This is a genomic window from Armatimonadota bacterium (assembly GCA_037138755.1).
GTDB lineage: Bacteria > Armatimonadota > Fimbriimonadia > Fimbriimonadales > Fimbriimonadaceae > Fimbriimonas.
The window spans coordinates 383,789-396,355 of record JBAXHT010000002.1; the positions used below are offsets into that span (position 1 = coordinate 383,789).

Below are 12,567 nucleotides of genomic sequence, written 5' to 3' on the forward strand. Positions count from 1 at the left end.
ACTTAGAAGTATTGCGCCCCCGATGAAGCAAGACTTTCCGCTGTTTACCTATAACCCAGATTTGGTGTATCTGGACTACGCTAACACCGCTCCGAAGCCGCAATCAGTGATCTCGGCGGTTTGTGATTACTACACGCAGTACTCCGGAAACGTCCACCGGGCGAACCACGATATTGGGAGCCGTGCGGACCATGCTTACGAATCTGCCCGGGAGCGGATTGCCACATATGTTGGCGCTCAGCGGAACGAAGTCGTTTTTCAAAAGAACACCACCGAGGCGATCAACCTTGTCGCTCAGTCCTTCGTCTCAAAGCTCCTTGAGCCCGGCGACAAGATTCTGCTCACCGGCTTGGAGCACCACGCAAACCTGGTTTCTTGGCAACTGCTAGCCGCCCGCACCGGTGCAGAGCTCGTCTTCTCCCATGTCGACGAAGAAGGTTGTTTCGACGAGCAGCACTGGCTCAAACTTCTGATCTCAGGCGTTCGATTTGCGGCCCTTACTGCCGTCTCCAACGTCACTGGCGAGCGGTTCCCAATCGAGCAAATGCTCGCGGCAGCACGCGGACTCGGCGTTCCAACTCTCATTGATGCGGCCCAGCTGATGCCTCACGAGCGAATCAACTTCGATAAGTTGGGAGCCGATTTCTTAGTCTTTTCTGGTCATAAGGTCTATGGACCCACCGGGGTCGGAATCCTCATCGGCCGGTACGAACTCCTCGAACAAATGGACCCCTGGATTGGCGGAGGAGACATGATCGACACCGTTCATCTCTCGGGATCAACTTTCCAAGAACCGCCATTACGGTTCGAGGCGGGAACTCCGCCGATTGCCAGCGTCATCGGACTAGGAGCCGCCATTGACTATCTCGACCAGCACTTCACCCAAGACCAACACGACCATGAGTCGTGCATGATGCAAGGTGTCCTGAACGCCCTCAGCCAAGTCGACGGAGTCCACTTCCTTGGCGAACCCACCTACGACGCTCGCCTCGCGTCGTTCGTGATCGAAGGCGTCCACTCCGCTGACCTCGGAGCGTATCTCAATGAGAAAAATGTTGCCGTCCGCGTCGGAAAAATGTGCGCCCACCCACTGCTGGAGCAGTGTGGAGTTGATTCTGCCGTCCGAGCTTCGATCGGCCTTTGCACCGATCAGAGCGACATCGACAAGTTCTCAGACGCCCTGACCAAAGCCGTCAAACGCCTCCGATGAGCACACTTCAACAACGCGCTGATGAGATTGCCGAGGAACTGGCTTACCTCGACCGGGAAGAGCGATTCGAATGGATTATCGACACCGGGAAGGAGCTAAAAACTCTCGAAGACTTTAGGAATGACGAACTGGTTAAAGGCTGCCAAAGCAAAGTCTGGCTCCGAGTCTGGCATGAGGGCAACCAGCTTCGCCTCACCGGCACCTCAGACGCGCTGCTCGTCAAAGGGATCGTCTCGCTTCTGATTTCAATCTACGACACAGCTACGCCCGAAGAAGCCAAATCCTTCGACTTCATCGCCTGGATGAACACCCTTCAAATCAGCCTTTCGATGCAGCGTATGCAGGGCCTTGAAGGCATGCTTCGCAGAATTCGATCATGACGCTCAAAAAGTAGGCTAACATCTGCCATCGTGCGTGCGAACAGAGTTGTTGCGCTAGACCTCCTCCGCGGGATCGCTGTCCTGGGGATGTTGTTCTCTGGGATCGTCCCGTGGGAAGGGCTTCCCGGGTGGATGTATCACTGTCAGGAGCCGCCTCCCAGTCACGAGCATAACCCGCTGAATTTTGGGATCACGTGGGTCGATCTCGTCTTCCCAGTCTTCCTATTCTGTCTTGGAGCGGCCATCCCGCTCGCACTCGGGCCAAAGCTCGAACGCGGGATTCCTAAGGAATCCCTTCTTTGGGGTGCGTTCTCGCGTTACCTCAAACTCGCATGGTTTGCCGTCTTTACTTGGCAGACCCGGCCCTGGCAACTTTCGTCTTCTCCAGGACTTCGCGAATGGGGGATTGCGCTCATAGGGTTGCTCTGCGTGCTCGGTATGTTTGCAAACCTCCCTAAGGCGTGGCCCTCTCAAGTGATTCGGATTGTCAGCCTTGCTGCCTCATTTGCCCTCTTCAAACTTGCCGGATCAGCGCCAAACAAGCTCGGCGACACCGACTACATCATTCTCATCCTTGGAATGTGCTCGTTCGTTAGCGCCGCCGTCTGGATCGCAACTCAGAACTCCTGGAAGATGCGCTTGCTCCCCTGGTTCTTCGTCCTCGCCGTCAAAGTCGGCCACGACTACAAGGTCCCCCTCGCTGAGACTCTCTGGAACTTCGACCCTTTACCCAACATATACGGCGGGAACTTGCTTCCCTATCTCCTTTTGGTGATTCCCGCCACTCTTGTTGGCGATTGGCTGCGCACTGGCAATGACGGAGCCACCCACAAACTCGTGGCCTGGGTGGGGCTTTTCTCTTGCCTTCTCGTCACCGCTGGACTCTACTCGCGCATGATTCTCCCCACTGCAGTCCCTTGTCTGCTCGCCACCATCTACGCCTATTTTGCTCTTAAGAATCAAGGCAAGATCGCCAAGTTCGGCTTTGCAATGATCATGCTTGGACTCGCAACCGATTGGGTCGGCGGAGGTATCCGAAAAGACCCCAACACAATCAGCTACTTCTTTATTGGCGCAGGTATCGCGAGCCTACTCCTTTACTGGCTGATGACCTTCTCTGCTCCAAAGACTCAGCCGACTAAAGGCATCCTCGTCTGTGGGGAAAACCCCCTGCTTGCGTACGCCCTCATCACGCACTTTGCCGCCGGAGCTTGGGCACTTACCCTTGGCCCCATCCTCAACAACGTCCTCACCGGACCCTACTTGGGGCTCGTTCGAGCCGTGATCCAAACTGCGGTTTTCGTCGCATGGGTCTGCCTCTTCCGGCGAGTTGGCATCAGGCTAAATGCATAAAAATGCCACCCTGAGAAGTTAATCCGGGTGGCTTGAAATCTTGGTGGACCGACTGGGACTCGAACCCAGGACCAAGTGATTAAGAGTCACTTGCTCTACCAACTGAGCTATCGATCCAAGACAAACAGGATACCTCAAGCCGAAAAAGGTGTCAACCCAGTAAACTCCTCGCGTGCAAATCCGACTCGCCACTCGCGCCGACGAGCCCGCTATTCAACACGTCATCCGCACCTGCTACGAAATCCTCGATTGGGGATGGTTTCCGGAGGGATACCACGAGGATTTGTACAATATCCAAGCCTTCTACTTTGATCGAAGCAACCTTTTTTATGTCGCGGAACTCGATGGAGCCATCGTCGGAACTGTCGCCGTCGACTTCATGCCCGCCCTCCCCGATGGCGATGGAACGACCGTTCACAATGGTGTCATCCGAGTCGCCAATGCCGACTGCTCACTCGAACGTCTCTACGTCCTGCCAGAAGCAAGGGGCAAGGGGGTTGGGATGGCACTCTGGCAGGTAACCATCGACGCCGCTAGAGAAAGAAACTGCAAAGTCATGGAAATATGGAGCGACAAACTCCTTGAAGACGCCCACCGACTGTACGAGAGACGAGGTGCAACCCGAGTCGGCGAACGCCTCTGCCACGACCCAAGTCAAAGCCCTGAATGGGGAATGTCGTTCCCTCTTTAACCCTTCCATAACCAACAACAAGTAAGGTCGAAACGTGCTGATTCCCCTCATCAATGCCCACGCCCACAACGACTATGCTCAGCCAAACCCGCTCAAGGGCGCGTTGGAGAGAGGCTTTTGCAGCATCGAAGCCGATGTTTTCCTCGTTAATGGAATCCTACTCGTTGGCCACGACCGCAAGGACCTGAACCCGGATCGAACCCTGACCGAGATGTACCTGAAGCCGCTCGCCGACCGGGTGAAGACCAGTGGTGGCACGGTCTACGGAAAAAAGCAAGAGCTCATCCTGCTCGTTGACATCAAAGCCGACGGAGCCGCTGCCTACGAGCAACTCCAAAAGGACCTCAAACCCTTCCAAAGCTTTCTCACCGGATTCAGCCGGGGCAGAACCGTGAAACGGGCAGTCAAGGTGATTCTCTCCGGCGATCGACCGATCACCCAAGTTGCTGCTCAAAAGCAACGCTGGGTCTTTATCGACGGTCGCAAAGAGGACCTAGGCGGCGATCCAAACCTCTTTCCCCTTGTCAGCGAGTCCTTTCTTTCGATCTTCAAATACATGGGTCGCGGAGACTTCGGGCAATCCAACTCCGAGGCGATGACCGGCTTTGTTACCAAAGCCCACCAAGCGAAGCAAATCGTCCGGTTCTGGGCGACCCCGGAGACCCCGACCATGTGGTCGATCCTGACGGACCACAAGGTCGACCTCATCGGGACCGACAAGCAAGCCGACCTTGCCGCCTTCCTAACCAAGAAGCTACAGCGGTAACGCCGCTGCATTGAGAGGAAATCGCGTCGCTCCGCGAAGCATTCGCCCAAGGTCGTCAACTAAGCCAGTGTGAGCCTTGCCCAGTTTGGGAGACAGGTCACACTTGCCCAGGGCAATGCCACATCGCTTTCCGTCGCCAAGGTCAACTATCGCTACCGCCCCCGTTTTCGTCAGGTCGATGGTCGTGCCCCGGTAAGTCAAATTCTGGCCTTTTACCGAGAAGCCAGCTTTGACGCAAAGTTCCTTCATCTGAGGAGTCGTGTCGGGATGACCCACGATGAGCACCTTATCCAGGTCGCCCAGTTCCTTTATCGAAGTTTCGTAGGTCTTCATATACAAAGGCGTCGCTGAATCGCGATACACCTTCATCCCTGGCGCAAGGTCAGCAAATGAGTTGAATCTAGGTGCGGCCCCTTCGCGTAGTGCCCGTCTGTATGGATCAAAGTAAATCTTCTTCGGCGTGAATCCTAGCAGCGAAATCGTAAACGACCCGTCTTCGGCGCACTCCTTGGTGTCCAGCGTCACGCTCTGCCGAACGCCCGCACCGTTCTCCATCCAAATCTCCAACGGCATCCGGAACTTAGACCCGGTCCATTTCAGCCGTCCGCTCAGCTTGCCCGGAGAATAACTCAACGCCGTGACCGAAACCTGGGCATAGCCGGGGCGGCGGAACCAGTCATCAAAGAAGTCCTTGAGGGCCAACGACTGGTTGCGCCGAAGGATGATTGCCTCAAACTCCTCCCACTCAGCCGGAGTTCCCTTCGGGTGAATCCGTACCCATTCCTTGATGGCATCGAGCATATTTGAAGTACCGATCAACTGTTCAAGCATAGAGAGAACGTCGCCGCTCTTGCCATAACCCAAGGAAGAGGCCGCACCGCCAATCGAAACTCCGCTCGCCATCAGAGGAGCGTCGTTATGATCAGGAGTCGGATTACAAACCTTTACAAATGCTGCCCGTCGATCCTCAGTAGAACCCAAAGCACACTCGCGCTCATAAAGCCCTTCGCTCCAAACCGCGAAACCTTCGTTCCAGAAAGAGCGCAGGTAGGTGTTAGGCAGAATCCCACCGAACCAAGTGTGAGAAGGCTCGTGCGGATCGGCGTCTGGCAACCAGCCTTCGCCGTACGTGGCAAAAGAATAGGCTTCCAAAGCTCCGCCACCATAAGTCGGCGAGTCCAGCGATCCCCACTGCTTAAACGGATACGCCCCGAAAGAGCGAGAGAAGAACCCGAGGATGTGGGAGTTGAAGCGAGGCTGATACCGCATCTTGTCCTCGGTCAGGTTCGTGCTCCAAACGTGGTGCTTCAGTCCCTCAACATCCGTTTCGATATGCCGCATCTTGCCGACCGTAAAGCTCCAATATATGGATGGAAGGTCCATCCTGTACTTGGTGATCTGACCGCTTTTGCCAGCCGTTGATTCGATCATGTTTCCCTGGGCGATCACTTCCCAGTCTGCCGGGTGTTCGACTTGAAGCTCGTACGTCGTGGGCCAGCGGTTGACGAGCGGGTACCAGTAGTCGTTGGTCAGCGAAACATTGTTGGGAAGTATCGACCCAGCGTACTGCGGCAAGTTGACCGTTCCACGGTAGGTGATGGAATACTTGGTATCCTTCGTCGGGCGAGGAACCATCACGATTCCCCCGACCTGCTGAAAGGTCACCGGAGCCACACCGTCGGTGATCGACGTCACCCGATAGCAGGGGGAGAAGCGAAAACTAGCAACATTTGCTTTGACCTGAGGTTGAACCTGAGTCGTCACTTCATCCAGGATGCCGACCTCCTTCTTCTCCACCTTCAGGGTCATGTCTAGCTTGTGGTGAACAAGCCGAATCGGCTCAGGATCAAGCTCCGAAACATACTTCAGCTTTCCACCAACCCGCTCGAATAGGAGTTCTCCGGTATCTTCCGAAGTGAGCGGAGTTGTAAAAACGACGTACTTGGACTTGGAAAACTTCGGTTCAAGCGCCTCGACTTTCCAGCCAAACCGCCCCACGTCATACGCTCCACCCTTAAGAATCTTGAACTCTGACCCATCACCAGTCGAGTAGTTCGCCAAACTCTTTGAATCACGCTTCTTGGCAAGTTCGTTCAGAGTGTCCAACGACGGTCCTGCCTGGAGCCAAATGGCGAGCGAAAGAGATAACATTGCCATCAATCCTACCGTGCAGACGCGCCACAGGTTCCGGCGTTGCGCCGAAACTCGCTCGCCGGGTATCTTAGATGACTCGCGTGGCGGCGTAGCTCAGTTGGTTAGAGCGAACGGTTCATACCCGTTAGGTCAGCAGTTCAAGTCTGCTCGCCGCTACCATCCTCTTCTTTGGACTGCAGACGCCCTGTTCGCTCCAGTGCCGAACGAAGTGAGGCCACTGATCGATCCCTTCATAAAATCGCGTACCGACTCCGACACACCACTCGTATAGTATCTACCATGCGATGTAAGCTCGCCAATCGGCTCCTCCTTACTGCCGGAATCCTGACTGTCCTCAGTTGTGGCGGAATCGGACAGAGCTTTCGAGAAGGCGACCTTTTCGAGGTCACGCTCACCACAACGGACGGTAGCCAAGACTGCGAAGACTTCGAGATCATGGCCGTGCCCGCCAACAAGACGTTCTATATTTACGATGACGACACCAATGTGAGCAGTAACAACCGGCCAGATTGGGCAATTGATTACACCGCCTCCCGGACCAGGAACAAAATCACGTTCACATTTCGCCCTCGGGAAGACCAGGTTCCCTTTACGCTTTACACCAACTCTCCCCGAACTAAGTGGGCGTACGAAACGATGGCGTTTCGAATCACGCAGATCACCGAGTCAGATGAAGATTTCGACGAAGACGGCCAGAATGATCTGATTCGGGAGGAAGGCGCCGAGGTACGTTTCGACCTCCCAGAGGGAATCAGAAAGATCCCCAATGGAGTTATTCATCTTGATCGGTCGAACTACTAGGCACCCGTTTCACCAACGCTGCAAGGACCGGTGCCGCCACAACCGAAGTCAACAAGGACATCGCAACCAGTAGAGAGTAAGTCGATGCGCTCAGCACGCCAAACGCCTTGCCAAGGCTGGCGACGATAACACCAACCTCTCCGCGAGGCACCATTCCAATCCCAATGATCGCCCGATGCTCCTTCGCCCCTAGCCAACCACCAAGTAGTTTGCCAACCGTTGCCAAGGCGGTGATGAACAGAAGGGTACCGACCATCGGCCAGGAGCCAAAAGCTCTTATGTCAACGCTCATGCCAACAACAACAAAGAAAAACGGCACGATGAACTCGTTCAGGTCGACCAGCTTCTCGTGAATCCAGTCCTGGTACTCCGTCTCCGCCAGGATCATTCCGACCAAGAAGGCGCCAATGATCGCAGCAAGCCCCATGTAGCTCGCCAAAACCGCGACTCCAATACACATCGCAATACTCAGCGACCAAGGAGACAGCGGGCTCAGGGGCTTGCCGAGCAACTTCCCGCCGCGCCGAGCGGCCTTTCGCCCGAGCGTCATGAGCACAAAAATGAAACCTACGGCTTGGACCAGCACCAGGAAGATCGACCAGAGATCGACGCCGCCGCCCTTAGCCAGAGATGAAACAACGGTAAGAATCAGCATCGCCAGGACGTCGTCGATTACCGCAGCACCCAAAATCACTTGGGCAAATCGCTTGTCGATAACCCCAAGGTCAGACAAGACCTTAGCGGTAATCCCTGCACTGGTCGCCACAAACGCCGCCGCGACAAAGGCTGCCTCAGGCGCTTTGGACCCACTCCAAAATGCCCAGCCAAAGCCAAGAATAAACGGGACAATAACACCAAGCAAGGCGACTCGAAACGCTTCGGCCCCCACTTTGCCAATCTTCTCAAACGGAGTCTCGATGCCAACCGAGAAAAGTAAAAAGACCGCACCAAGCTCCGCCAAAACGTTCAGAACCGGCATCGAATCCGAAGGCACCCAGTTAAAACCCGATGCACCAATCACTACTCCGGCCAGAATCTGGCCGACCACCGCGGGCATCCGCAGCCGCATTGCCACCTCGCCCCCAACAATGGAGGCGAAGAAAACAACGAACAGGGCCAGCAGACCGCCAGAAGCGTGTTCCATCTGCCCCTAGCCTACTCTCTGCGGAGGGCGACGATTGGATCAAGCCGAGCCGCACTCATCGCGGGATAGAAGCCGAACACCATCCCGATGATTGCCGAGAATCCAGAAGCGAACAGAGCTGCGGTGATTGGGAACGGAGTGGCGAGACCGCCCTCGTTAGGCCATGACCTAGCGGCGGTAACAAGGGTGACAAGTGAACCTAACCCGTAGGCGATGCCCATTCCGATCAATCCGCCGACCAACGATAGGGTTGCCGCTTCAACAACAAACTGGAACAGAATCACACCCTTTTTCGCACCCAGGGCTTTTCTCAATCCTATTTCCCGAGTTCGCTCAGTGACCGAAACGAGCATGATATTCATGATCCCGATTCCACCCACCAGCAGTGAGAGCGCCGCAATCGCCGACAGAAGCGCACCAGCACTCGCGATGAGCGTATTGAAGACTCCGAGGATCGACTCTGCCGAGTCAACTCGATAGACCTTCTTGTTTCCGCTCTTCAGCATCAAAGCCTGCCAGATGTCGTCCATCGCGGTCTCCGGCTTGACGCCAGCCTTAGGAGTCGCCTGGATGTAGGCGATCTTATCACCCCCAACCCACTTGCTTTGGGCAGTCGAGATCGGCATCATCATGTCCTTGCCGTTACTGTTGCCAAAAATTGTCTGCTCTTTGGCGACTCCGATGACCTCAACATTGACGCCTGCCAAAGTCACGAGCTTGCCGATGGCCGGGCCTTTGGCAAACAGCTGGTCGCGAATATCCTTGCCGATAATTGCCACCGAAGCTCTGTTATCAACTTCCTCCTGCGTGTAAACCCGACCCTCGACTACTTCGGTTGCATTGAGCTTGAGGGCATCAACAGTCCCGCCGTAAACGCGCGGGCTATCCAAAGTCTTGTCGCCAAAGATGACCTTCTGTGCAGGCACCTGAACACTCGGAACGACATATTCAAGACTTGAACACCGAGCCTTGAGGTAATCAACGTCCGCCATGGTGAGATTCCCAGTGGCACCCATTCCCTCTCCCCGGCGTCTGAATCCAGAATCAAAAACCACAGTAATCGTCTTCGCGCCGATCTTGCTGAACTGGTTGGTCATGTAGGATTGAAAGCCGTTCGAGATCATCACAGTCATGGTGACCGCCATGACCCCGATGATGACGCCGAACATGGTAAGGAACGCTCGCAACTTATGCAGCCGCAGCATGTCGAGCGCGACCAGAAAACTCTGGATCAGGCTCATTTCTTCGCATCCTTAGCCGCCGCATCATTTCCAACCTTGTCATCAGGATCTCCACCGTCGTCATCAGGACCCATGCTCATAAAGCCTTTTCGAGCGGGTCCGCTAAACGCTGGCTTCACTACATTGTCGCCAGCCTTTACGCCGCTCAAAATCTCGTAGCGACTGTTCGAGATCACCCCAACTTTGATCTTCTGCTTGGTGGGTTTTGCAACCTCACCTTTCTTGACAGCAACCCCTGGGAAGTAAACAAAGAACTCGTTGTCTTTCTTCTCGACGTACTCGACCGGCAAGAAAACCACGTTCTTGCTACTCGCAACGTTCATCGTACACTTCGCAGACATTCCCGAGCGCAGAGCGGGAACGGTCTTGTCGAGAACGATTTCGACTTCGTACTTCACAACCGCGTCGGTACCCACTTGCACCTCTGTACCGGCCGCAGTGAGCTGCCGTGCTGGCGCCATTTTTGAAATCTTGCCCGTGATTTTTTCATTCGGGACGGCGTCGACCGTGACTTCCGAGGGCATCCCAACATTGAGCTTTGCAATGTCGATCTCGTTCACTGCGAGTTTCACGCGCATCTTGGTGCGATCCTCGATCTTAAAGATCGTCGAACCCGCCGAGAATGAGCTGAGCCCGCTCGCCATCTCACCGATCTGTAGCAGTTTCTTGGAAACCGTTCCGGTCAGTGGAGACTTGATCGAGGTCTCATTTAGCTTTCGGTTGCTTTCTTGCAAAGCCGACCGAAGCTGGGCAACACTTGCTTCTCCTTGTTGTCGACTCTTCTCCAGCAAAGCTGGGTCCGATAGGCCGGCCCTTGCCCGCAGAACTTCCGCGCGAGCAGAATTGAGTTCTGCTTTCTTGGAGGGAATTGTATAGAGATTCGTTTTCGCCCGGCGAACCGTTGTCTCCGCAGCCGCGACCGCCTCGTCAGCGCGCTTCATATCCGCCTCAAGCCCGGCTTCCTGGCGGTTCATTGCCACTCGAGAGTTCTCCAACCTGGTCTGTGCTAATTGAACATTGAGCTGCGCATTTTGAACATTTTTCAGCGCAGAGTAGCCCTGTTTCTCTAGTTCAACTTGGCGGTCATACTCAAATTTGGCATTGCGAAGATTCTGCTCAGCTTCTTGCAAGGTGGCTTTGGTGGCGGCAATCTGCGTCGGCTGAGTCGAGTTCTTGATTCGATCTCGATCAGCCTTCGCCGATCTTAGATTTGCTTCAGCAGAAGCGATTTCTGCATTCAAAAGGGCAGGGGTGTTTTTGACTTCCAGTTCAAGTTGAGTTACTCTCGCCTCCGCTTGAGCCAGAGCGACTGCCGCCGTCTTTCGACGCTGAGCAATTTCAATGGTTGAGCGCGCAACTCCGGCCTCGGCCCCGACGAGTTGAGCATTGGTTTGGTCATAGCTCAGCCGAGTCTCCTGCGGGTCGATCACCGCGAGCAGTTGTCCCTGCACAACCTGATCGCCCTCGTCGACTAAAAGGCGAGATATCCGACCAGTGACCTGTGGCTTAACTTCAACGGAGCGGATCGCATCCACTGTCCCCGATTCGATGATCGAAACCGACACATCCCCCTTCGTCACGGTGTACGGTTTTTCAACAACAACTTCTTCGCGCTTGCCGCAACCGACCAAAGCGATGGCGACCAGCGCCATAGAACCAAACTGAACTCTTTTCATTTCCCCAATTCCCCTACTGCGAATAACGCCGATCCGTTGCCAATCAGACCGAAGTCCTATAAAAGTTACGTCTAACGAAAAGTGTACACGCGGTGCGGGTCGTCGGGAGTCTTCACTCCATCCGGGATCATCAGATAGACCGTGCGACTTGAGTAACACCACGCCTTTTCAAAATCGGCTCTCGGATAGGTCTTTCTCACTCGCTCCTTGAAAGCCGGGTCATTGATGATCGGCGTGCCATCTTCCTTAAACCCAACGCACAGCACAAGGTGGCCGCTTTCCGTCTTGCTCAGCTCTTGTCCTCGAAGATAGCTAAAGCTCACGGAGCACGCGACTGGAATACCAGCTTTGGTCAGCCGCTCTAAATCTTCCATCGAGGTCAGTCGCGAAACGCACCCTTTCATGCCCTCCATCGACCCGACGTAAGCCGTATTGAACGGCCAGTTCCCGGCTCCATCATAAACCGGATCCCAAACCGCCGCCTCAACCTCCGGCACATCCTTATTCATGGACGGTCGATCCAACACTTTCGACCAATGCCAAAGAAGCATCGAGGTCGAAGTCGCCGAACAGAGCACGCTCCCATTCGGATAATTCCCTTGGGCCCGCTCCGGAACGTCCACCAAGCTCCCCCAAAACGGCGAAGGAGCCCACTCTTTCGAAACCTGAGTCGTCTTTGTGTTCGCAAAGCAGAGTGTCAACAACTTAAGCCGAACCGGCTTCAAATACTCCGGATTCTGCGTCAGCGTGATCTTCAAATCAACCCGCTCAACCAAACTCTTCGACCGAAAAGTATCTGTGGCGACCGAGGCAAACTCGTCCTTCTGCCCTTTCACGCTTGAGCGAGGCATCCAGCCGGCATCACCCGACCATTCTCCGACGCACAACCAGCCGCTCTTTTCGGTTTTCAGCTCAATTTTTATAGCCCCACCCGCAGCGCCGTCGATGTTCCAAGATGGAATCACCTCATCAAATGCAAACCCCGGCTTGATCCCCTGGAACACCCTGCTCACAGTCTTCCCCGACTCAAAGTTCACCCGCAGAGGAATCCGAATCAGCCTCGCCTGGCTCGGTTGCCACAGCACCGTCGAAGCCACAATCGCAGAAATCATAACTACCTTTTACCCGCCCTGAATCCCCGGCGTTCCCGC

The 12,567-nt window shown here is 55.0% G+C and carries 11 protein-coding genes and 2 tRNA genes; 7 read left to right on the forward strand and 6 right to left on the reverse strand.

Translation table 11 applies throughout. The features are described from left to right. Window positions 1–22 precede the first annotated feature (22 nt). From WCK51_11695 to WCK51_11705, 3 genes are read left to right on the forward strand one after another with little or no spacing between them, the layout of a single operon-like run. Window positions 23–1,210 (forward strand): aminotransferase class V-fold PLP-dependent enzyme, encoded by a 1,188-nt coding sequence (locus WCK51_11695; GenBank protein MEI7577549.1) that lies wholly within the window; start codon window positions 23–25, stop codon window positions 1,208–1,210. Next, entirely contained in the window at window positions 1,207–1,590 is a 384-nt protein-coding gene (locus WCK51_11700) for a SufE family protein (GenBank protein ID MEI7577550.1), read from the forward strand. Before WCK51_11695 ends, WCK51_11700 begins: the two co-directional genes overlap by 4 nt. Window positions 1,591–1,620: 30 nt before the next feature. Next, the gene (locus tag WCK51_11705; protein MEI7577551.1) at window positions 1,621–2,943 is read left to right on the forward strand and encodes a DUF5009 domain-containing protein; all 1,323 of its coding nucleotides are present in this window, start codon (window positions 1,621–1,623) and stop codon (window positions 2,941–2,943) included. Between the two features lie 41 nt (window positions 2,944–2,984). Here the strand turns inward: WCK51_11705 and WCK51_11710 are convergent. Then, a tRNA-Lys gene (locus WCK51_11710) sits at window positions 2,985–3,060 on the reverse strand. A gap of 55 nt (window positions 3,061–3,115) precedes the next feature. Between WCK51_11710 and WCK51_11715 the strand changes: the two genes are divergently transcribed. Together WCK51_11715 and WCK51_11720 are read left to right on the forward strand one after the other, a co-directional pair. Then, window positions 3,116–3,634, forward strand: coding sequence for a GNAT family N-acetyltransferase (locus WCK51_11715; GenBank protein ID MEI7577552.1), 519 nt, complete (start codon window positions 3,116–3,118; stop codon window positions 3,632–3,634). Between the two features lie 34 nt (window positions 3,635–3,668). Continuing rightward, window positions 3,669–4,400: a phosphatidylinositol-specific phospholipase C/glycerophosphodiester phosphodiesterase family protein gene (locus tag WCK51_11720; GenBank protein ID MEI7577553.1), complete on the forward strand. Its 732-nt coding sequence runs from the start codon at window positions 3,669–3,671 to the stop codon at window positions 4,398–4,400. Here WCK51_11720 and WCK51_11725 read toward each other — a convergent pair. Next, on the reverse strand, window positions 4,389–6,557 hold the full coding sequence (locus tag WCK51_11725; GenBank protein ID MEI7577554.1) for a hypothetical protein: 2,169 nt from the start codon (window positions 6,555–6,557) through the stop codon (window positions 4,389–4,391). The genes WCK51_11720 and WCK51_11725 overlap by 12 nt on opposite strands. 79 nt (window positions 6,558–6,636) lie before the next feature. Between WCK51_11725 and WCK51_11730 the strand changes: the two genes are divergently transcribed. Continuing rightward, window positions 6,637–6,713 (forward strand) — tRNA-Met (locus WCK51_11730). Window positions 6,714–6,833: 120 nt separating this feature from the next. Further along, the gene (locus WCK51_11735) at window positions 6,834–7,355 is read left to right on the forward strand and encodes a hypothetical protein (protein ID MEI7577555.1); all 522 of its coding nucleotides are present in this window, start codon (window positions 6,834–6,836) and stop codon (window positions 7,353–7,355) included. Here the strand turns inward: WCK51_11735 and WCK51_11740 are convergent. The 4 genes from WCK51_11740 to WCK51_11755 form a co-directional block, all read right to left on the reverse strand. Continuing rightward, window positions 7,327–8,499 (reverse strand): cation:proton antiporter, encoded by a 1,173-nt coding sequence (locus WCK51_11740; protein ID MEI7577556.1) that lies wholly within the window; start codon window positions 8,497–8,499, stop codon window positions 7,327–7,329. The genes WCK51_11735 and WCK51_11740 overlap by 29 nt on opposite strands. A gap of 11 nt (window positions 8,500–8,510) precedes the next feature. Beyond that, the gene (locus WCK51_11745; protein MEI7577557.1) at window positions 8,511–9,740 is read right to left on the reverse strand and encodes an ABC transporter permease; all 1,230 of its coding nucleotides are present in this window, start codon (window positions 9,738–9,740) and stop codon (window positions 8,511–8,513) included. Next, complete coding sequence (locus tag WCK51_11750; protein MEI7577558.1) at window positions 9,737–11,416, reverse strand: efflux RND transporter periplasmic adaptor subunit; 1,680 nt, start codon at window positions 11,414–11,416, stop codon at window positions 9,737–9,739. The genes WCK51_11745 and WCK51_11750 overlap by 4 nt, the downstream gene beginning before the upstream one ends. Before the next feature lie 71 nt (window positions 11,417–11,487). Beyond that, a complete protein-coding gene (locus tag WCK51_11755) occupies window positions 11,488–12,528 on the reverse strand; it encodes a C39 family peptidase (protein ID MEI7577559.1) in 1,041 nt (346 codons plus the stop codon). Window positions 12,529–12,567 lie beyond the last annotated feature (39 nt).